Annotated in this window: 20 protein-coding genes; 13 read left to right on the top strand and 7 right to left on the bottom strand. The window is 69.6% G+C overall.

The features are described 5' to 3' along the window. Nucleotides 1-25: 25 nt before the first annotated feature. Nucleotides 26-1096, top strand: coding sequence for a peptide chain release factor 1 (prfA, locus tag ACIA5G_RS22260; protein ID WP_395926036.1), 1071 nt, complete (start codon nt 26-28; stop codon nt 1094-1096). Between the two features lie 11 nt (nt 1097-1107). Here prfA and ACIA5G_RS22255 read toward each other — a convergent pair whose 3' ends face one another. The 6 genes from ACIA5G_RS22255 to ACIA5G_RS22230 are packed head-to-tail and all read right to left on the bottom strand — an operon-like array spanning nt 1108 to nt 6003. Continuing rightward, entirely contained in the window at nt 1108-1488 is a 381-nt protein-coding gene (locus tag ACIA5G_RS22255) for a VOC family protein (RefSeq protein WP_395926034.1), read from the bottom strand. 24 nt (nt 1489-1512) lie between these two features. Further along, nucleotides 1513-2976 (bottom strand): hypothetical protein, encoded by a 1464-nt coding sequence (locus ACIA5G_RS22250; protein WP_395926032.1) that lies wholly within the window; start codon nt 2974-2976, stop codon nt 1513-1515. 18 nt (nt 2977-2994) lie between these two features. Continuing rightward, nucleotides 2995-3426 carry a GtrA family protein gene (locus ACIA5G_RS22245; RefSeq protein WP_395926030.1) on the bottom strand — a complete coding sequence of 144 codons (432 nt, stop codon included), beginning with the start codon at nt 3424-3426 and terminating at the stop codon, nt 2995-2997. Continuing rightward, nucleotides 3423-4415, bottom strand: a complete 993-nt coding sequence (locus ACIA5G_RS22240) for a glycosyltransferase family 2 protein (RefSeq protein WP_395926028.1) — start codon at nt 4413-4415, stop codon at nt 3423-3425. The genes ACIA5G_RS22245 and ACIA5G_RS22240 overlap by 4 nt, the downstream gene beginning before the upstream one ends. A 32-nt stretch (nt 4416-4447) precedes the next feature. Beyond that, a complete protein-coding gene (locus ACIA5G_RS22235; protein ID WP_395926026.1) occupies nt 4448-5236 on the bottom strand; it encodes a TIGR03619 family F420-dependent LLM class oxidoreductase in 789 nt (262 codons plus the stop codon). After that, entirely contained in the window at nt 5236-6003 is a 768-nt protein-coding gene (locus ACIA5G_RS22230; RefSeq protein ID WP_395926024.1) for an alpha/beta fold hydrolase, read from the bottom strand. The genes ACIA5G_RS22235 and ACIA5G_RS22230 overlap by 1 nt, the downstream gene beginning before the upstream one ends. 61 nt (nt 6004-6064) lie before the next feature. On the opposite strand from ACIA5G_RS22230, the gene ACIA5G_RS22225 reads away from it, so the two are divergent. Together ACIA5G_RS22225 and prmC are read left to right on the top strand one after the other, a co-directional pair. After that, nucleotides 6065-6412: a MerR family transcriptional regulator gene (locus ACIA5G_RS22225; RefSeq protein ID WP_395926022.1), complete on the top strand. Its 348-nt coding sequence runs from the start codon at nt 6065-6067 to the stop codon at nt 6410-6412. A gap of 96 nt (nt 6413-6508) precedes the next feature. Beyond that, complete coding sequence (prmC, locus tag ACIA5G_RS22220) at nt 6509-7375, top strand: peptide chain release factor N(5)-glutamine methyltransferase (protein WP_395926020.1); 867 nt, start codon at nt 6509-6511, stop codon at nt 7373-7375. A gap of 302 nt (nt 7376-7677) precedes the next feature. On the opposite strand, the gene ACIA5G_RS22215 is transcribed toward prmC, so the two are convergent. Then, complete coding sequence (locus ACIA5G_RS22215; protein ID WP_395926018.1) at nt 7678-9651, bottom strand: M6 family metalloprotease domain-containing protein; 1974 nt, start codon at nt 9649-9651, stop codon at nt 7678-7680. A 192-nt stretch (nt 9652-9843) separates the two neighbouring features. Here ACIA5G_RS22215 and ACIA5G_RS22210 point away from each other — a divergent pair, with 192 nt between their 5' ends. The 10 genes from ACIA5G_RS22210 (at nt 9844) to atpD (ending at nt 19340) form a co-directional block, all read left to right on the top strand. Then, complete coding sequence (locus tag ACIA5G_RS22210; protein ID WP_395926016.1) at nt 9844-10494, top strand: L-threonylcarbamoyladenylate synthase; 651 nt, start codon at nt 9844-9846, stop codon at nt 10492-10494. 74 nt (nt 10495-10568) lie between these two features. After that, nucleotides 10569-11726: a glycosyltransferase family 4 protein gene (locus ACIA5G_RS22205; protein WP_395926014.1), complete on the top strand. Its 1158-nt coding sequence runs from the start codon at nt 10569-10571 to the stop codon at nt 11724-11726. 49 nt (nt 11727-11775) lie between these two features. After that, complete coding sequence (locus ACIA5G_RS22200) at nt 11776-12213, top strand: hypothetical protein (RefSeq protein ID WP_395926012.1); 438 nt, start codon at nt 11776-11778, stop codon at nt 12211-12213. Between the two features lie 533 nt (nt 12214-12746). After that, nucleotides 12747-13532, top strand: a complete 786-nt coding sequence (atpB, locus tag ACIA5G_RS22195; RefSeq protein WP_395926010.1) for a F0F1 ATP synthase subunit A — start codon at nt 12747-12749, stop codon at nt 13530-13532. A gap of 55 nt (nt 13533-13587) precedes the next feature. Then, nucleotides 13588-13845, top strand: a complete 258-nt coding sequence (locus ACIA5G_RS22190; RefSeq protein ID WP_395926008.1) for an ATP F0F1 synthase subunit C — start codon at nt 13588-13590, stop codon at nt 13843-13845. A 31-nt stretch (nt 13846-13876) separates the two neighbouring features. Beyond that, nucleotides 13877-14437, top strand: a complete 561-nt coding sequence (locus tag ACIA5G_RS22185; protein WP_395926006.1) for a F0F1 ATP synthase subunit B — start codon at nt 13877-13879, stop codon at nt 14435-14437. Between the two features lie 6 nt (nt 14438-14443). Then, nucleotides 14444-15268, top strand: a complete 825-nt coding sequence (locus ACIA5G_RS22180; RefSeq protein ID WP_395926004.1) for a F0F1 ATP synthase subunit delta — start codon at nt 14444-14446, stop codon at nt 15266-15268. A gap of 57 nt (nt 15269-15325) precedes the next feature. After that, nucleotides 15326-16963, top strand: a complete 1638-nt coding sequence (gene atpA, locus ACIA5G_RS22175) for a F0F1 ATP synthase subunit alpha (RefSeq protein ID WP_395926002.1) — start codon at nt 15326-15328, stop codon at nt 16961-16963. Nucleotides 16964-16974: 11 nt separating this feature from the next. Then, nucleotides 16975-17913 carry a F0F1 ATP synthase subunit gamma gene (locus ACIA5G_RS22170; RefSeq protein WP_395925999.1) on the top strand — a complete coding sequence of 313 codons (939 nt, stop codon included), beginning with the start codon at nt 16975-16977 and terminating at the stop codon, nt 17911-17913. Then, nucleotides 17913-19340: a F0F1 ATP synthase subunit beta gene (gene atpD / locus ACIA5G_RS22165; protein WP_395925997.1), complete on the top strand. Its 1428-nt coding sequence runs from the start codon at nt 17913-17915 to the stop codon at nt 19338-19340. Before ACIA5G_RS22170 ends, atpD begins: the two co-directional genes overlap by 1 nt. Nucleotides 19341-19434 lie beyond the last annotated feature (94 nt).

Below are 19434 nucleotides of genomic sequence, written 5' to 3'. Positions count from 1 at the left end.
TCGACCGGCCGGAGAGGTGGCAGAGGTGGATTCGAGCTCGCTCAAGGGGCTGCTCGCCGAGCACGCGGAGCTGGAGACGCAGCTCGCGGACCCCGCGGTGCACGCCGACCAGGCGCGCGCCCGCAAGCTCGGCCGCCGCTACGCCGAGCTGACGCCGGTGGTGCGGGCCGTCCACGAGCTCGACACCGTCCGCGACGACCTCTCGGCCGCCAAGGAGATGGCCTCGGAGGACGCGGAGTTCGCCGCGGAGGCCGAGCAGCTGAGCGCGAGGATCCCCGAGCTGGAGTCGAAGCTCACCGAGCTGCTGCTGCCGCGCGACCCGTACGACGGCTCCGACGTCGTGATGGAGATCAAGTCCGGCGAGGGTGGTGAGGAGTCGGCCCTGTTCGCCGGCGACCTGCTGCGGATGTACCTGCGTTACGCCGAGCGGCACGGCTGGAAGGCCGAGGTCCTCGACTCGGTGGACTCCGACCTGGGCGGCTTCAAGGACGTCACGCTCTCGATCAAGACCAAGTCGGCGGTTGTCGACGGTGTCTGGTCCCGCCTGAAGTTCGAGGGTGGCGTACACCGCGTCCAGCGTGTGCCGGCGACCGAGTCGCAGGGCCGGATCCACACGTCGGCGTCCGGGGTGCTGATCTACCCGGAGCCGGAGGAGGTCGAGGTCGAGATCGACCCGAACGACCTGCGCATCGACGTCTTCCGCTCGTCGGGCCCGGGCGGCCAGAGCGTGAACACGACCGACTCGGCGGTGCGGATCACCCACTTGCCGACCGGCATCGTCGTCTCCTGCCAGAACGAGAAGTCCCAGATCCAGAACCGCGCCCGGGCGCTGCAGGTGCTGCAGGCCCGCCTCCAGGCGGTCGCCGAGGAAGAGGCCGCGGCCAAGGCGTCCGACGCCCGCCGGTCGCAGGTCCGGACGGTGGACCGGTCGGAGCGCGTGCGGACGTACAACTTCCCGGAGAACCGCATCTCGGACCACCGGGTGAACTACAAGGCGTACAACCTCGACCAGGTCCTGGACGGCGACCTCGACGGCGTCCTGGACGCCTTGGCAACGGCGGACCGCGAAGAGCGCCTGGCCATCTCAGCCGGCTGACGCCTGGCTGGTCAGCGCTGTCCGGCGACCAGCCAGCACAGGCAGAACGGGTGACCGGCCGGGTCGGCGTACACCTGGAAGTCGTCCCCCGACGTGGCCCCGGATGCCGGCTTCAGCACCGTGGCGCCGAGGGCCGTGACCTGCTCGTGCGCTTCGGGAAAGTCCTCGACCCACAGGTCGAGGTGCACCTGCTGCTCGACCGGGCCGTCCGGCCACTCCGGCCGCGCGTGACCGGGGGCGAGCTGCACGCCGATCCGCGGGGCGCCGTCCACCGTCACCATGTGCCAGTCGCCGTCCTCATCGACCTCGCCGCCGAGCACGCCCGCCCAGAAGCGGCTCTCGGCCGCGAGATCGGCCGCGTCGAACGTGACGACCTGGTGCTTGATCCGCATCACCGCAGTCTGCCAGGAAACCGGTCAGCGGACGCCGGGCGACTCCGGCTCGCGGAAGGCGTCGAACACCTCGGTCGCCGGCTCGGCTTCCGCTTCCTCTTCTTCCTCTTGCGAAGGAGACGCCGGCCGGGGGAAGAAGCTGATCACCGCGTACACGAATGCCAGGAACGTCGGGAACAGCGTCAGCAGCTGGTGCTTAACCCCTTCGACACCCTCGCCGAGCGCGGACAGGCCGAACTGCCCCACCGCGAACAGCAGCAGGAAGAACACCACGATCCCGAACTCGCGCTTGTGCCGGCGGAACGCGCGGATCCCGGCCCAGCCGATCAGCAGCCAGAACGGCACCAGCACGAACAGCCCCAGCGGCGCCGCCAGCGCGGACAGTCCCGAGAACACCGGCACCCGGAACTCCTGGGCCATCTTCGGGAACCCGGCCGACTCGGCGAAGCTGCCCAGGCGGGCCGGCCGCGCGGTCAGGGTGTCGACCGCGCCCTGCTGGAGGATCTGCAGCGTGCGCTCCGGGTGGGACGCGTAGTACTTGGCCACGTTGCGACGGCTGATCTTGTCGCGGTAGGTGTTGTAGTCCGCGTCCGTCCACGGGGTGACTTCCCACCAGCCCTTGCCGATGAACTTCGTCGCGCTCTGCGGCAGGCCCAGCGCCGCCAGGTCGGCGTTCGTGTCGTGCTTCCCGTCGACGATGCTGTCGAACACGACGTGGAACATGTTCGCCTCGCGGTACTCCGCGTTCGCCGGGTCGCCGTGGGACTGGACCACCGCCGTGCCCGCGCCCACGGCCACCAGGACGCCCAGCGGCAGCAGCCAGCGCGCCCAGCCCCGCTTGCCCAGCGGCCGGACCAGGGCCAGGGCCAGCACGAACAGCGGGATCAGCAGCAGCGTCTGCGACTTCGCGTTGATGCCGATCAGCGCCCCGCCCACGGTCAGCGCCGCGCCCCAGTAGCGCCACGCGCCCGTGCGGTGCATCAGCAGCAGGCCGCCGGTCGTCAGCAGCATGCCCAGGAACCCGGCGCCCTCGCTGAGCACCGACGCGAAGTAGCCGAAGAACGCCGAATCGGCCATCACCAGCAGCAACAGCACCGCCGCGATGACGCGGTTGCGGCGGCTCAGCTCGAGGCCGAGGACCGTTGCCGCGACCCCCGCCGCGACCAGCACGCACGTGATCCCGCCCAGCACCAGCAGGTTGAACTCCGCTGTCGAGCCGAGCGCGTGCCCCAGCTTGCGCGCGAACCAGTCGATCCACGCCTGGCTCGAGATGTAGTTGCTCGTGCAGGGCAGCCCGGGGCTGTAGGTGAAGCGCACGTAGAACTCGGACGGGAGGTCCGGGTGCCGGCCGCCCAGGGCGCACAGCAGGCGCCAGCCGTCACCGTTGTCCGCCATCCCGACCGGCCGCGGCACGAGGAACCGGAGCAGCAGCACGCCCAGGGAGAGAACGAAGACGCCCAGGCCGAAGCGGAGTTCACGGGATCGCACTCGGAACAGCGTACGAGATCACGCAGAGTCGGCGGGCGCTGCACCGGGAACGGGCGAAACGGGCCGCTGCCGGAACACCACGTAGTGGTAGAGCAGGTAGTTCCAGAACAGCCCGACGACGATCGCGGCGCCCTTCGGCACCAGCAGGTTGATGCCCGGGAAAAGGTGGCTGACCAGCGCGATCACGCCGAACTGGACCACCCAGAGCCCGAACGCGGTGACGCCGAAGAACAGCAGCGCCTGACGGCGGACGTCGCCGTCCTTCGCCCGGAACGTGAAGTTCCGGTTCAGCGTGAACGACAGCAGCATGCCCACCGTCGTCGAGATGAGGTTCGCGACGAACGTCGGCACGCCCAGCGTCGCCAGCAGCGCGTAGCCCAGCGCGTCGACGAGCGTGTTGCCGATCCCGACGATCCCGAAGCGCACCTGCGTGGCCGTGACGAGCCTCATCGGGCGGCGCTCCGGCGCTCTTCGGCGGACTCGGGAACGCCCGTGCGCACCGACGCCACCGTGTACAGCGGCCGGTTCTGCACCTGCGAGTACGTGCGGCCGATGTAACTGCCGAGCACGCCCAGCATGATGATCTGGATGCCGCCGAGGAAGAACATCGCGATGGTGATGAACGCCCAGCCGGGCACCGCGGTCTCCGGCGCGAACAGCTTGACGCCGACGACGTAGAGCACACCGAGGAAGCTCAGCAGCGAGATCAGGTACCCCATCCGCGTGATCATCCGCAGCGGCGTGGTCGAGAACCCGAGGATGCCGTCGGCGGCGAAGCGCAGCATCTTCGTCAGCGGGTAGCCGGTGACGCCGGCGTGGCGCTGGTCGCGGTCGAACAGCACCGCCGTCTGCTTGAACCCGACGTAGCTGACGAGGCCGCGCAAGAACCGGTCGCGCTCGCGGTACTTGCGCAGCTCGTCGACGACCTTGCGGTCGACCAGCCGGAAGTCGCCGGTGTTCTTCGGGATTTCGACCGCGGCCATCTTCTGGAGGAACCAGTAGAACGCGCTCGCGGTGAACCGCTTGAACGGCGAGTCCCGCCGCGACCGGCGCTGCGCGTAGACGACGTCGTAACCCTCTTCCCACTTCTCGAGCAGCTCGAGGGCCACCCGCGGCGGGTCCTGCAGGTCGCTGTCCATGATGACCACGGCGTCCGCGTCGACCAGGTCGAGCCCGGCGGTGACGGCCATCTGGTGCCCGAAGTTGCGGGACAGCTCGACGACCGTCACCCGTGGGTCACGCGCGCCCAGCTCGGTGAGCCGCTCCAGGGAGGCGTCCCGGCTGCCGTCGTCGACGTAGACGAAGCTGAACTCGTACCGCCCGGCCAGCGGCGCGGTGACCTCGTCGACCGTGCGGTGCAGCAGGTCGACGTTCCCTTCCTCGTTGTAGATCGGGAAGATGAACGCGACCCGGTGGCGCGTGGTCGGCTCGGTCGGCACTGGCGCTCCCGGGGGTCGGCGTCACGGGCATCCTAGGGTCCGGCGACGGCCTCGGCGAACGTGGTCATCCGCTGTTCGTAGTCCTCGGCCGGGCCGAAGTGGACGGCCACCGCGTCCGCCCCGGCCAGGATATACGCCTCGAATCGCGTCTTCGCCGCGCCGAGATCGCCGCCGTGCCATTCCATTCTGGCGGTGACCCGTGTTTCGCGGCCGTTTGTCATGCCGGTGAGCTTTTCGGCGCGCTCGCCGAATTCGGCGGGGGACAGCCCGGCGCTCATCCAGCCCGCGCCGATCCGGGCGGCGCGGCGCAGGCCGGCGTCGGAATTGCCGCCGACGATGATCGGCACCGGACCCGCCGGCCGCGGCTCGAAGTACCCACCGCCGGGGCCGCGGCCGGTGCGGAACAGCTCGGCGAGCAGGTCGAGGATCTCGTCGGTCCGCCGGCCGCGGGTCCGGAAGTCGGCGCCGACCTCGGCGAACTCCGGCTCGTTCCAGCCCGCGCCGACACCGAGGTCGAGCCGCCGGCCGGACAGCCGGTCCAGCGTCGCGACCTGCTTGGCCAGCGCGTACGGCTCCCGCAGCGGCACGACCAGCACCGACGTCCCGAGCCGGATCCGGTCCGTGCGGGCGGCGATGTGGGCGAGCGTGACCAGCGGTTCGTAGACGCCGCCGAAGACCTCGCCGTACGCGCCGGGCGGGATGAGGTGGTCGGGCAGCCAGGCGGCGTGGTAGCCGAGGTCTTCGGCTCGCCGCGCGAGTTCGGCGGGACGCGCGGGGTCCAGGTCCGGCTGCTCGTTCGGCAGCACGACTTCCAGGTCCATCAGAGGCCTCCGAGGAACTTCTTGATGGCGGCGAGCCATTCGTCACGGGCTTCGACGCCGATGTTGTGGCCGGCTTCGATTTCGACGAGCTCGGCGCCGGGAATGCCGTCGGCGAGCTCGCGGGACAACGCGGGCGACGCGAGTCCGTCGAGCGTGGTCGCGACAACGAGCGTGGGCACCGCGATCGCGGCCAGCTCGGCGCGGGTGTCGACCTGCGCGACCAGGCCGACCTGCTCGGGGCTGCCGTCAGGGATGAACGCGGCGAGCCCGTCGACGGCCCGTTCCAGCTGCTCCGGCGTCAGGGACTCCAGGTGCGTGCCGCCGGTGGCGACCAGTGTGAGGAACTTCGCGAGCAGCCGCGGGTCGTCGTGCAGGAGCGCGGCCCAGACGTCGACGGCGAGCCGGATCCGGTTGTCGAGCCGGGCGAACCCGCTGGTCAGGACCAGTCCGGTGACGCGGTCCGGGTGCCGGGTCGTGGCGCGGACCGCGACCGCCGTCCCGAGCGAGTACCCGAGGACCACGAACCGCTCCAAGCCCGCGCCGACCGCGATCGAGACCAGTTCGTCGGCGACTTCGTCCAGGTCGAGCGGGGTTTTGCTGCGCGGCGTCGCACCGGAGCCGGGGTAGTCGGGGCCGACGACGGTGTGCGTGCGCGCGAGGGCGTCGAGGATCGGGCCGAAGTTGCCTGCGACGCTGCCGCCGCCTCCGTGGGCGAGCAGCAGGCCGGGCCCGGCGCCGCGGACGACGTGGCGGAAATGTTCGGTCATGCCGCCGACGTTAGGCATTCACATCGGTGTGAAGGTCAACCTTGCGGGGGTAACGGGGCACATGCGGATCGGCGAGCTCGCGGAACGCACCGGCGTCAGCACGCGGCTGCTGCGCTACTACGGGGAACAGGGCCTGCTGGCGGCGTCGCGCGACGGCAACGGGTACCGGTGCTACGACGAGGACGCCGTCGTCCGCGTCCGGCAGATCCGGCGGCTGCTGGCCGCGGGGCTGACCACCGAGGTCATCTCGTCGGCGCTGCAGTGCGCGAGCGGTGAGGAGGCGCACCTGGACTTGTGCCCGGAGCTGGCCGGCCTGCTGCACCGCGAGCTGACCGCGATGGACGACCGGATCGGCGCGTTGCAGCGACGGCGGAGTGCGTTGGCCGGGTACTTGTCCGCCGAGGGCTGAGGGCGCCTCGATACGCTGGACGGCGTAGGACCGGCGCGTGTCCTGACGGGGGAGTTCCGCCTGGTGTGCCAGGCTTGACGAGGTGAAGGACGACGAGTGAATCGGCAGCCGCTGCGCCTGGCCATCATCGAGGCCACCCGGATTCTCGAGCGGGCCGGTGTCGCCTCGCCGCGGTTCGACGCCGAGGTGATCGCCGCGCACGTGCTCGGGGTCGAGCGCGGGCGGCTGCCGATGGTGCCGCTGGTCGACCCGCCGGTGATCGAGGCCATCGGCCAGCTCGTCCAGCAGCGCGCGAAGCGGATCCCGCTGCAGTACCTGACCGGCTGGGCCGCACTGGGGGACATCACCGTCGCGGTCGGCGCCGGCGTGTTCGTGCCGCGGCCGGAGACCGAGCTGCTGCTCGAGTGGGGCGTCAAGTTCCTGCAGGGCCGGGAGTTCCCGGTCGTGGTCGACCTGTGCACCGGCTCCGGCGCGCTCGCGCTGGGGGTCGCGCACGCCCGGCCGGACGCGGTCGTCTACGCGGTGGACGTCGACCCGCAGGCCCTGGCCTGGGCACGCCACAACGCCGACGTCCACGCGGACGCCGGCAACACCCCGATCCGGCTGTATTCGGGGGACATCGGCGACCCGACGATGTTCGCCGAGCTCGACGGCCTGGTCGACCTCGTGCTGTGCAACCCGCCGTACGTCCCGGAGGGCACGCCGGTGCCGCCGGAAGTGGCGGAGCACGACCCGCCACGCGCGGTCTTCGCCGAGGAGAGCGGTCTGGCGGTGATCCGCCACGCGATCGCGGCGGGCGCCCGGCTGCTGCGGCCGGGCGGCGGCTTGGCGATCGAGCACGACGACACGCACGGTTCGGCCGTTCCGGCGTTGGTGCGGGCGCGGCGGGTGCTGACGGGGGTCGAGGGCCACAACGATCTGACGGGCCGGGCGCGCTTCGTCACGGCGCGCCGGCTGGGCTGAGCAGCCCCCGTTTTCCACGCTACCGGTGGGCACCGACAGTTCTCGGTGCGCTTGGTGCGCGAGGCCGGACTTGTCCACAGCGCAGGTCGCCTGGCGCTCGGACCTGGCCGCCGCCCGAACGCACCCAATGTGGCCTTCGGTGCGTCAGGCGCACCCAAGGCGGCCTTCGGTGCGTGAGACGCAACCAAGGCCGCCTTGGGGCGCTCGTCGTCGAGCTGAATCGAGCGAGCGTGAGCCGCACTCCGGCCCGAGCATGCGAACCGGAGGAGGCCGCGGGCGGGCAGCCTCCTCCGGTTCAGCCGCTAGAAGCCGAACGCCGTGCAGCTTGCCGTCGCGGTCTTCGTCGGGTCGCTCACCGACGTCGCCGTCAGCTTCACCCGGGCCGCGAGGTCACCGCCCGCCCCGCGCTTCGCGTACGCCGGCACCTTCACGTGCCCGCCGAACTTCGCCGTCGCCAGCTCGTTCGGCAGCCGGACCTGCCAGCCTCGCGCGTCCGTCGACACACTCAGCCGGTACGTGTCCGTGTCGTACGGCGCCTTCGCCCCGCGAGCCGAGCCCGTGTTGAGCAACCCGAAGTCGCAGGTCGCGAGTCCGCCGTGGGCGAACGCCGGAAGAGCCGGGGTCACCGCCGCTCCCCGCGCCTGGCTGCCCGAGCCGTCCAGCGAGGCCACCGTCACCGTGTACGACAGGACGCCGCTGCGGTCCCGCGCCAGGTCGGTGATCAGGAACTTCAGCCGGTTCGCCTGGTCGGTGTACTCGTACGGGCTCGCCGCCTCGGTGCCCGCCTTGAACAGCGCGTCGTTGAGCTGGCGGTAGTCGCCGATGGTGATCTTCACCGGCGTGCCGTCCGCCTTCGTGTAGTCGGTGATGCCGATGTCCGCCGGGTTCGCGTCGATCACCCACTCGAACGGCGCCGCGTCCTTGTTCTTCGTCTTCGCGATCAGGACGCCCGAATCCGGCGAGAAGGAGTCCGCGCCCATCCGGTCGACGACCTCGACGGTGTAGTTGTCGTACCCGCCGCCGTCGCAGAACGGGTCGGTCGCCTTGTCGCACTTCGGGCTCTTGTCACCGCCGGTGAGCTTGATGTTCAGCCCGGTGAACGCCCCCGACTGCGCCTCCGCCTCGCGCGCGGTGATGCGGGCCGACACCGGACCCGAGGAGGCCAGCGCGTTCCGGTCCAGCTGGAGGACGTCGGCGGGGTCGACGATGCCGAGCTTCATCTTGTTCCGGAGCATGTGCTGGGCGCCCATCGAGCTGCCCTGCGTCGCCGGGATCTGCCAGCGCGTGTGCGGGCCGCCGGGACCGTTGAACGTCCCGCGCGACAGCATCTCCCAGGCGCCGGAGTAGTCCCGCCACGGCGGGATCCCGAACGGGTTGTTGTAGTTGTCGCCGATGCCCAGGATGTGGCTGAACTCGTGGGCGTAGGTCGACTGGCCGGAGCTCTCGGCCTGCACCGAGCTGCCGTCCTGCGCGTTCGGCCAGATGCTGGCGGCCGACTTCCACGACGTCCACGGCACGTACCGCGTCGCCGCGTAGTTGGGCAGGTCGTGGTTCGGCGGGCCGAAGGCGTCCGGGACGCTCTCCTTGGTCCCGAACTTCATCTCGCCGAACTCCTGCCAGGTCGAGCTCTCGTCCTGGCCGGCGGAGAGGTAGAAGACGAAGTCGAACTGCTTCGCGGTGTCGCCGACGTCGGCGCGCCAGGCGTCCCCGGCGTCCTTGCGGATGTCGCGGCTGCAGTTCGCGCCGGGCGGGCACGCGCCCGGCTGGAACTCCATGCCGTACTCGTAGGACTGCCCGGGCATCCGGTACGGGCCGAACGCGGTCAGCTGCACGCCGAACCGGCCGCCGGAGTCCTCCATCCAGTACTCGTTGATGGTGTGGCCGTTGTTGAGGGCCTCGGGCTTGTTGAGGAAGTCCTGGTAGTACTGCGCGACGCCGGCCCGCGGGATGTTCGCGGCGGCGGGGCCGGGGTTGCCGAAGACGGTGGAGTTCGCCGGCTGCGTGACGACGAAGTCCTGGTCCGGGTAGTCGGCGAGGACCACAGCGCCCTTGAAGGTGCGCTGCGTCGGCTTCAGGGCGGGGTCGGTCCAGTTCGTGCCGGGCACCTTCTTGTAGTCGGACCAGGTCATGTGGTCCTGGTTCTCCCAGTGCGCGGCGTCGATCGGGGCCGGCCAGCCGCGGGTGAGCGGCTCGGCGGCGGCAGTGCCCGTGCCGAGCCCGGTCAGGACCGTGACCGCGGCGAGCAGGGCGAGCGCTTTCGGGGTTCTGGAACGCATCTGCGGCTCCTTCACTGGGCACCCACGGGGGTGGTGGGTCCCGGTGATCGACCGTATTGAGCTGCGCTGTCCCAGTTCTGCCGCGGGGAGAGGTTTACCCGCTTGCCCCACGACGAAAGTCTGGCCGGTTGTCAGCGCGCCGGTGTGACGCGGCGGACGCCCGCTCCGGCGGCGGGACTACTCTTGGCCCTCATGAGCGTGGTCTACGACTGCAGCAAGCGTGACTCCCGGGCCGACGGGCTGGCCGCGGCGGCGGGTGCGGTGCGGTCGAGCAGGCTGGTCGTCCTGCCGACCGACACGGTCTACGGCATCGGCGCCGACGCCTTCGACGCGGGCGCCGTCCAGGCGCTGCTGCGTGCGAAGAACCGCGGGCCGGACATGCCGGTCGGCGTGCTCGTCGGCTCCTGGTCCACTGTGGACGGTCTGGTGCTGGGCGTGCCCCCGCAGGCGCGGGCGCTCATCGAGGCGTTCTGGCCGGGCGACCTGTCCATCGTGCTCCCGCACGCGCCGAGCCTGCAGTGGAACCTCGGCGACGCGCGAGGCACCGTGATGCTCCGGATGCCGCTGCACCCGGTGGCCCTGGAGCTGCTGCGCGACGTCGGCCCGATGGCCGTGTCGAGCGCGAACGTCTCCGGCCGCCCGCCCGCGAGCACCGCGCAGGAGGCGCAGGAACAGCTCGGCGACTCGGTCGCGGTGTACCTCGACGGCGGTTCCAGCGGCGAGCCGGTCGCGTCGACCATTGTGGACCTCACCGGCGCCGAACCGGTCGTGCTGCGCGAAGGCGCCGTGAGCAAGGACGCCGTCGCGGAGGTGCTCGGTGTGCCCTCGGAAACGTTGGCGTGAAGCCGGATCAAGGCGCCGGCCGCGGCACGATAGCGTGTCGCGGGTGACCCCGACCCCGCGAGCGTGACGCACCCGTGCCGCCCACATCCGGTCTTCTCCCGATCCGGGAATACATCCTCGTCGCGCTGACCGCGACGGCCGTGACCTACCTGCTGACCGGCCTCGTGCGCCGGCTCGCGATCCGCGTCGGCGCGATCGCCAACCCGCGCGCCCGCGACGTGCACGTCGCGCCGATCCCGCGGATGGGTGGTGTCGGCATCTTCCTCGGCGTTGCCGGCGCGATGGGCCTCGCTCACCAGCTGCCCGCGCTGTCACACGGCTTCGACGCCTCGTTCGACTCGGTGGGCGTGCTGCTCGCCGCGGGTGTCATCTCCCTGATCGGCGCGCTCGACGACCGGTTCGAGCTGGACGCCTGGACGAAGCTGGCCGGTCAGGTCATGTGCGCCGGGATCCTGGTCATCTTCGGTGTGCAGTGGGTGTCGTTCTGGGTGCCGTGGGGCGGGCAGGGCGACTCGTTCGGCTCGGTGCTGGTGCTCGACAAGAACCAGGGCGCGCTGCTCACCGTGCTGATGGTCGTGGTGATGGTCAACGCGATGAACTTCGTCGACGGCCTGGACGGGCTGGCCGGCGGCCTCGGCTTCATCGCGGCCGCCGCGACGTGCGCGTTCTCCCTCGGGCTGCTCGACAGCTCCGGCGGTGACGTCGGCACGTACCCGCCCGCGCTGATCGCGGCGACGCTCGCCGGGGCGTGCCTGGGGTTCCTCCCGTACAACTTCCAGCCCGCGAAGATATTCATGGGCGACTCCGGCTCGATGATGATCGGCCTGATGCTCGCCGGCGCGACGACGTCGGCGTCCGGGCGCGTGCCGTACCCGCAGTTCAGCGGCAAGGACGCGATCGCGCTGCTCTCGCCGCTGGTGGTCGTGGCGGCGGTGCTGTTCGTGCCGCTGCTGGACCTGATCATGGCGGTCATCCGGCGCACGCGCCGCGGCGAAAGCCCGTTCGCCGCCGACAAGATGCACCTGCACCACCGGCTGCTGGAGATCGGGCATTCCCAGCGCCGCGCCGTGCTGCTGATCTACTTGTGGGCCGGGATCCTCGCCTTCGGCGCGGTGTCGGTGACGCTCTTCGACGACGTCGCGGCGCTGTGGATCATCGGGGCCGGGCTGGTGTTCGCGGTGGTCGTTTCGGTCATCCCGCGGCTGCGCTCGCGCAACCAGGCCGGAACGTAGTCCGCCGGGGTCTCTACACTCGGGTGTCGAACCGAGCAGGGAGCAGGCCGTGAGCGAGACCGAAGCGCAGGAGAACCCGCACGTCAAGCCCGTGGTTGACGCCGCGCGCGCGATGACGAAGGCTTCGCTGCTGGTGACCCCGCCCGCGGTGCTGGTCTGCATCGTGCTGTTCAGCATCCTCAACGGCCTGCACGGCTTCCTCGGCTCGCTCGTCGGCGGGGTGCTGGCGATGCTGGCGTCGCTGTCGACCCTGGGCCTGATGCGCTTCAGCGCCGGCCAGGACCCGATGTTCGTCATGGTGATCGCGCTCAGCGGGTACGTCGTGAAGGTCCTCGTCCTGTTCGGCGCGCTGACGCTGCTGAAGGGCGTCACGGCCCTGCACCCGCTGTCGCTCGGGATCACCATGATCGTGGCCATCCTGCTCGCCGCCGGGGCCGAGTTCGCCGCCTTCCGCAAGACCAACATCCCGGTGATCGTCACCTCCTGACGGCTGTCCGTTTTGCCGGGGAGTTCCGTTACTCACGGTGAATCGGCCTGCGGCCACCCGAGTGTGACCGGGACCACGCCCGTGCGCTTTCGCGCGCTCCGCCAGGACCCCGCCGAAGTGCTCGCCTGCGGCGTTCCGGATCCGGTCCCGCCCGGCTCCGGACCTGGGTCCCGGGACCACCCGGGACCTAAGTCCTGGGCTGATCGGTTGGTATGGAGTACGCCTGTACGGCACTGATTGACCTGCTGGTATGGTCCGCGTCAAGGGTGGCGGCCTCGGCTGCACGCTCCCTAAGACGAACCGCGATCAGCAGTGTGGCGACCGTGTAGTTCCGCCTCTTCCGCCGCTGGTCCGAAGTAGACCGCAGGGCAGTGTTCACGCGAGAAACCCCGTGTGCAGAACGTGAAGTCGTGTTCGGCAGACGGTGGGGTAGCCGCCTCCGACGTCCCGATGCGTATCGGGTACGTTAAGTCCAGATCGTGACGATTCCCCCGGCGGAGTGAACGCCGGCCGGGAGAACCGGAAGGAGCCCAGTGGGCGCGCTGGTACTGGCCGAGGGTGCGACATTCAACCCCCCCGGCGCCGAAAGCTTCGAGTTGCCGGCTTTGTTCGGCGGCGTCACCAAGCCGATGCTGCTGGTCGTGCTTTCGGTCGTGATCATCGCGACGTACTTCCTGCTCGCGACCCGCAAGCTGCAGGTCGTGCCGGGCAAGGGACAGTTCGTCGCCGAGTCGATCTACGACTTCAGCCGCAACAACATCGCGCGCGAACAGATCGGCAGCAAGGACTTCAAGCGGTTCGTCCCGGTCATCTTCGCGCTGTTCACCTTCATCCTGGTGAACAACCTCTACGGGGTCATCCCGCTGCTGCAGTTCCCGACCATGGCGCGGTTCGGTTTCCCGGTCGCGTTGTCGGTCCTGGTGGTCTACCCGGTGTACCACTTCGTCGGGATCAAGAAGCACGGCCTGGGTGGCTACCTCAAGAAGGAACTCGCGCCGCCCGGTGTGCCGCCGATGGTCCTCCCGCTGTTCGCGCTGATCGAGTTCGCGGAGAAGTTCTTCCTCAACCCGCTGACGCTCGCCATCCGTGTTTTCGCCGCCATGTTCGCCGGTCACCTGATCCTGGCGGTGTTCACCCTCGGCGGCACCTTCCTGCTGACCGAGACGTCGGGCTGGGCGCTGAAGCCGGTTTCGCTGGTGGCGTGGATCTTCGCCATCGGCCTGACCTTCCTCGAGGCCTTCATCCAGGTGCTGCAGGCCTACATCTTCGCCCTGCTGTCTGCCGGGTACATCGGCGCCGCGCTGGCGTCGGAGCACTGAGAACACAAGCCCCCGATCCGCGCGAGCGCGTGGACCGAAGTGAAGGGAAATGCACGTGAGCAACATCGTTCTGGCCCAGGCCGCGGAGCAGGCCGTCAACATCAACCCCGGCCTCGCCGCCATCGGGTACGGCCTGGGCGCGATCGGCCCGGGCATCGGTGTGGGTCTGATCTTCGCTGCCGTCATCAACGGCACCGCGCGTCAGCCGGAGGCGCAGAGCAAGCTCCAGGGCATCGGTTACGCCACCTTCGTGCTTACCGAGGTGCTCGCCCTGATCGGCATCGTCATCTACTTCATCGCCTCCAACGGCTGAGTTCCGTTAGCTCATCGCTTAAGGAGACGCCGTGCTGAACAGTGCTCTGGTCCTCGCCGCAGAGGGCGAAACGCACAACCCGATCATCCCCGACATCTCGGAGCTGATCCTCGGCATCGTCGCCTTCCTGATCCTGCTGTTCATTCTCAAGAAGTACGTCGTCCCTCGTTTCGAGAAGGCGTACGAAGAGCGTGCGCAGAAGATCGAGGGAGGCATCGAGAAGGCCGAGAAGGCTCAGGCCGAGGCCGAAGAGGCGCTGGCCAAGTACCGGGCGCAGCTCCAGGACGCCCGGTCCGAGGCCGCGAAGATCCGCGACGACGCCCGGCTCGAAGCCGAGCAGATCAAGGCGGAGCTGCGGGCCGAAGCCGAGTCCGAGTCCCAGCGGATCATCGCCCAGGGCCAGGCCGCGCTGCAGGCCCAGAAGGCGCAGATCATCGCCGAGCTGCGGGCCGACATGGGCCGCAACGCCGTGGAGCTGGCCAGCCGCATCGTCGGTGAGTCGCTCGAAGACGAGGCGCGCCGTCGTGGCACCGTCGACCGGTTCCTCGCGGAGCTGGACACCGCCGGTGCTGCTGGTGGGGCGGGGAAGTAGACCGGAATGACGCTGCATGCTGCGAGCCGTGAAGCGCTCGGCCTCGCCGAGGAACGCCTCGGCGAGGTTCTGGCCGACGCGGGAGCCGACGCGGCCACGGTCGGCGACGAGCTGCTCTCGGTCGTCGACCTGCTGGACCGTGAGATCGGCCTGCGCCGGGCGGTGAGCGACGCCTCGACGACGCCGGAGGCGCGCACCGGGCTGGTGCGCCGGCTGTTCGACGGCAAGCTCTCCGAACCGGCCCTGAAGGTGCTCGACGCCGTGGCGGGCAGCCGCTGGTCCAGCCCCCGCGAGCTGACCGACGGGCTCGAGTCGCTCGGCCGCTCGGCGCTGCTGACCGCGGCCGAGAAGACCGGGAACGTCGACACCGTCGAGTCCCAGCTGTTCCAGGTCGCGCGGATCGTGGCCGGCGCCCCGGAGCTGGAGACGGCGCTCTCCGACCTGGCCGGTCCCGCCGACGCCAAGCGCACCCTGGTGCGCGGGCTGTTCGCCGACAAGGTGGACGTCGTCACCGAGACCCTCGTCGAGCAGGTCGTGCGCCGGGCCAAGGGCCGCGGCGTCGGCGTCGGGCTCGACAAGCTGGTCAAGCTGGCCGCGGAACGCCGTGAACGCTCGGTCGCGTACGTGACCAGCGCGAACGCCCTGTCCGACGAGCAGACCGCCCAGCTGGGCGCGAAGCTCAACGACATCTACGGGCGGCAGATCGCGCTGCACGTCGAGATCGACCCCCGGCTCGGCGGCGGGCTCGTCGTCCGCGTCGGCGACGAGGTCATCGACGGGAGCGCGGCGGGTCAGCTGGCGGCTCTGCGCAGGCGGCTGGCCCGGGCATAGCCCCAGGTCACACAAGACTTTGCATACTGGCAAGAACGAAGCGAGAGCGGGAAAGACATGGCCGAGCTGACGATCTCCTCGGATGAGATCCGTAGCGCGATCGAGAACTACGTCTCGAGTTACGCCCCGGACGTGAGCCGGGAAGAAGTTGGCACCGTGGTGGACGCCGGTGACGGCATCGCCCACGTCGAGGGCCTGCCCTCGGCCATGGCCAACGAGCTGCTCGAGTTCCCCGGCGGCGTCCTGGGCGTCGCGCTGAACCTGGACGCGCGCTCCATCGGTGCCGCGATCCTCGGCGACTTCGAAAGCATCGAAGAGGGCCAGCAGGTCAAGCGCACCGGCCAGGTCCTGTCCGTGCCGGTCGGCGACGGCTACCTCGGCCGCGTCGTCAACCCGCTGGGCGCCCCCATCGACGGCCTCGGCGACATCGAGACCACCGACCGCCGCCCGCTGGAGGTCAAGGCCGCTTCGGTGGTCGAGCGCCAGCCGGTGTCGGAGCCGCTGCAGACCGGCATCACCGCCATCGACGCGATGACGCCGATCGGCCGTGGCCAGCGCCAGCTGATCATCGGTGACCGCAAGACGGGCAAGACCGCGGTCGCCGTCGACACGATCATCAACCAGAAGGCCAACTGGGACTCCGGCGACGAGAAGAAGCAGGTCCGCTGCATCTACGTCGCGATCGGCCAGAAGGGCTCCACGATCGCGGCCGTGAAGAAGTCCCTCGAGGACGCCGGCGCGATGGAGTACACCACCATCGTCGCCGCCCCGGCTTCGGACTCGGCCGGCTTCAAGTGGATCGCGCCGTACACCGGCTCGGCCATCGGCCAGCACTGGATGTTCGAGGGCAAGCACGTCCTCATCGTGTTCGACGACCTGACCAAGCAGGCCGACGCGTACCGCGCGATCTCGCTGCTGCTGCGTCGCCCGCCGGGCCGCGAGGCCTTCCCCGGCGACGTCTTCTACTTGCACTCCCGTCTCCTCGAGCGGTGCGCGAAGCTCTCGGACGAGCTGGGTGCCGGCTCGCTGACCGGGCTGCCGATCATCGAGACGAAGGCCAACGACGTGTCGGCCTACATCCCGACGAACGTCATCTCGATCACCGACGGCCAGTGCTTCTTCCAGTCGGACCTGTTCAACGCCGGCCAGCGCCCGGCCATCGACGTGGGCATCTCGGTGTCCCGCGTGGGTGGCGCCGCGCAGGTCAAGGCGATGAAGGACGTCGCGGGCTCGCTCCGGATCGACCTGTCGCAGTACCGCGAGCTGGAGGCGTTCGCCGCCTTCGCCTCGGACCTCGACGACGCCTCGAAGGCGCAGCTCGAGCGTGGTGCCCGGCTGTACGAGGTGCTCAAGCAGCCGCAGTACTCGCCGATCCCGGTCGAGGAGCAGGTGCTCACGGTGTACCTGGGCACGAACGGCCACTACGACTCGGTCCCGACCGAGGACGTGCGCCGCTTCAACCACGAGTTCCTCGACTCGGCCCGGCGCAAGCACGCCGACCTGCTCTCGGGCATCCGCGAATCGGGCAAGTTCCCCGAGGAGACCCGCGAAAGCGTGGTCGAAGCCGTGAACGACTTCAAGAAGGAGTTCACCACCTCCGAGGGCAAGCCGCTCGAGGAGAACGCGGACGCCATGGACTCCGACAAGGTCGGGCACGAGACCGTCAAGGTCAACAAGCCCGCCCCGAAGAAGTGAGCTGATAGCTCATGGCCGCACAACTCCGGGAACTCCGGTCGCGCATCAAGGCGACCAAGTCGATCGGCAAGATCACCAAGGCGATGGAGCTCATCGCCACCGCGCGCATCACCAAGGCGCGGGCGAAGGTCGCCGCTTCCCGGCCGTACGCCGACGAGATCACCAAGGTGCTCTCGGCGCTGGCCGGTGCGGCGGCCAACCTCGACCACCCCATGCTGGTCGAGCGCCCGAACCCGAAGCGGGCCGCCGTCCTGGTCGTGACCAGTGACAAGGGCCAGTGCGGCGGGTACAACTCCAACGTGCTGCGCGCGACCGAAGAGCTGCTCAAACTCCTCCGCGACGAGGGCAAGGAGCCGCAGGTCTACGTCACCGGCAACAAGGGGCTGAACTACTACCGGTTCCGCAACCGCGTCGTCGTGGACGGCTGGACGGGCTTCTCCGACCAGCCGGGTTACGCCGACGCGGTCGCGGCCGGGGACGCCCTGGTGGAGTCGTTCATGCGAGGCGTCGACGACGACCACGGCAACGCCGACGGTGTCGAGGGTGTCGACGAGATCCACATCGTCTACACCGAGTTCGTGTCGATGCTGACGCAGCGCCCGACCGCCAAGCGCGTCGCGCCGCTCGAGGTCGAGTACTCCGAAGGAGAAGAGGAGAAGCCCGCCGGGCTGCTCCCCAGCTACGAGTTCGAGCCGAGCGCCGACAAGCTGCTGGACGCGCTTCTGCCGAAGTACATCAACACGCGGCTCTACGCCGCGATGCTCGAGTCCGCGGCGTCCGAGCTGGCCGCCCGCCGGACGGCGATGAAGGCCGCGTCGGACAACGCGAACGAGCTGGTCGGCAACCTGACGCGGGAGATGAACCAGGCCCGCCAGGCGCAGATCACCCAGGAGATCTCCGAAATCGTCGGTGGCGCGAACGCGCTCACCGCAGCAGGAAGTGATGATTGATGACCAGTACTGAAGCCCCGCGCGCCAAGGGGCGCATCGTGTCGGTGACCGGTCCGGTCGTCGACGTCGAGTTCCCGCGCGGTTCCGTGCCTGAGCAGTTCAACGCGCTCAAGGTGGAGATCGAGTTCGAGCAGCTCCGCAAGACGGTGACCCTCGAGGTCGCCAGCCACCTGGGCGACAACCTCGTCCGCACCATTTCGCTCCAGCCGCAGGACGGCCTGGTCCGGGGCGCCGAGGTCACCGACACCGGCAAGCCGATCACCGTGCCGGTGGGCGACAAGGTCAAGGGCCACGTCTACAACGCGCTCGGCGAGTGCCTCGACGAGCCCGGCTACGGCGACGACCTCGAGCGCTGGGGCATCCACCGCAACCCGCCGTCCTTCGACCAGCTCGAGGGCAAGACGGAGATGCTGGAGACCGGCCTCAAGGTCGTCGACCTGCTCACCCCGTACGTCCAGGGTGGCAAGATCGGTCTGTTCGGCGGTGCCGGCGTCGGCAAGACGGTGCTCATCAAGGAGATGATCACCCGTGTCGCCCGGAACTTCGGTGGTACGTCGGTGTTCGCCGGGGTCGGCGAGCGCACCCGTGAGGGCAACGACCTCTTCCTGGAGATGAGCGAAGACGGCGTCATCAACGACACCGCCCTCGTGTTCGGCCAGATGGACGAGCCGCCGGGCACGCGTATGCGCGTCGCCCTGTCCGCGCTGACCATGGCGGAGTACTTCCGCGATGTGCAGAACCAGGACGTGCTGCTGTTCATCGACAACATCTTCCGGTTCACCCAGGCCGGTTCCGAGGTGTCGACCCTGCTGGGCCGCATGCCGTCGGCCGTGGGTTACCAGCCGACGCTGGCCGACGAGATGGGCCAGCTGCAGGAGCGGATCACCTCGACCCGGGGTCGCTCGATCACCTCGATGCAGGCGATCTACGTCCCCGCGGACGACTACACCGACCCGGCGCCGGCCGCGACGTTCGCCCACCTGGACGCCACCACCGAGCTTTCGCGTGGTGTCTTCCAGAAGGGCATCTTCCCGGCGGTGGACCCGCTGGCGTCGACGTCGACGATCCTCGACCCGGCCATCGTCGGTGAGGACCACTACCGCGTCGCGTCCGAGGTCATCCGGATCCTGCAGAAGTACAAGGAGCTGCAGGACATCATCGCGATCCTCGGCATGGACGAGCTCTCGGAAGAGGACAAGCTCACCGTTCAGCGCGCGCGCCGCATCGAGCGGTTCCTGTCGCAGAACATGCTGGTCGCCGAGGCGTTCACGCAGATCCCGGGCTCGACGGTGCCGCTGGCGGAGACCATCGAGTCGTTCGACCGCATCTCGAAGGGTGACTTCGACCACTACCCGGAGCAGGCGTTCCTGGGTATCGGTGGCCTCGAGGACCTCGAGAAGAAGTACAAGGAAATCACCAAGAAGTGATCTCGTGAGCTCGGCGGGGGCTGTGTCCATTGTGGACTCCGGCCCCCGCCGTTCTCATAGCTCGAGTCAGACCTATTACACTCGGTGGTAACAC

Origin of the sequence: Amycolatopsis sp. NPDC051758 (assembly GCF_044453095.1) — a bacterium.
Taxonomy (GTDB): Bacteria; Actinomycetota; Actinomycetes; order Mycobacteriales; family Pseudonocardiaceae; genus Amycolatopsis.
This window is presented reverse-complemented; position numbering and strand designations above follow the sequence as displayed.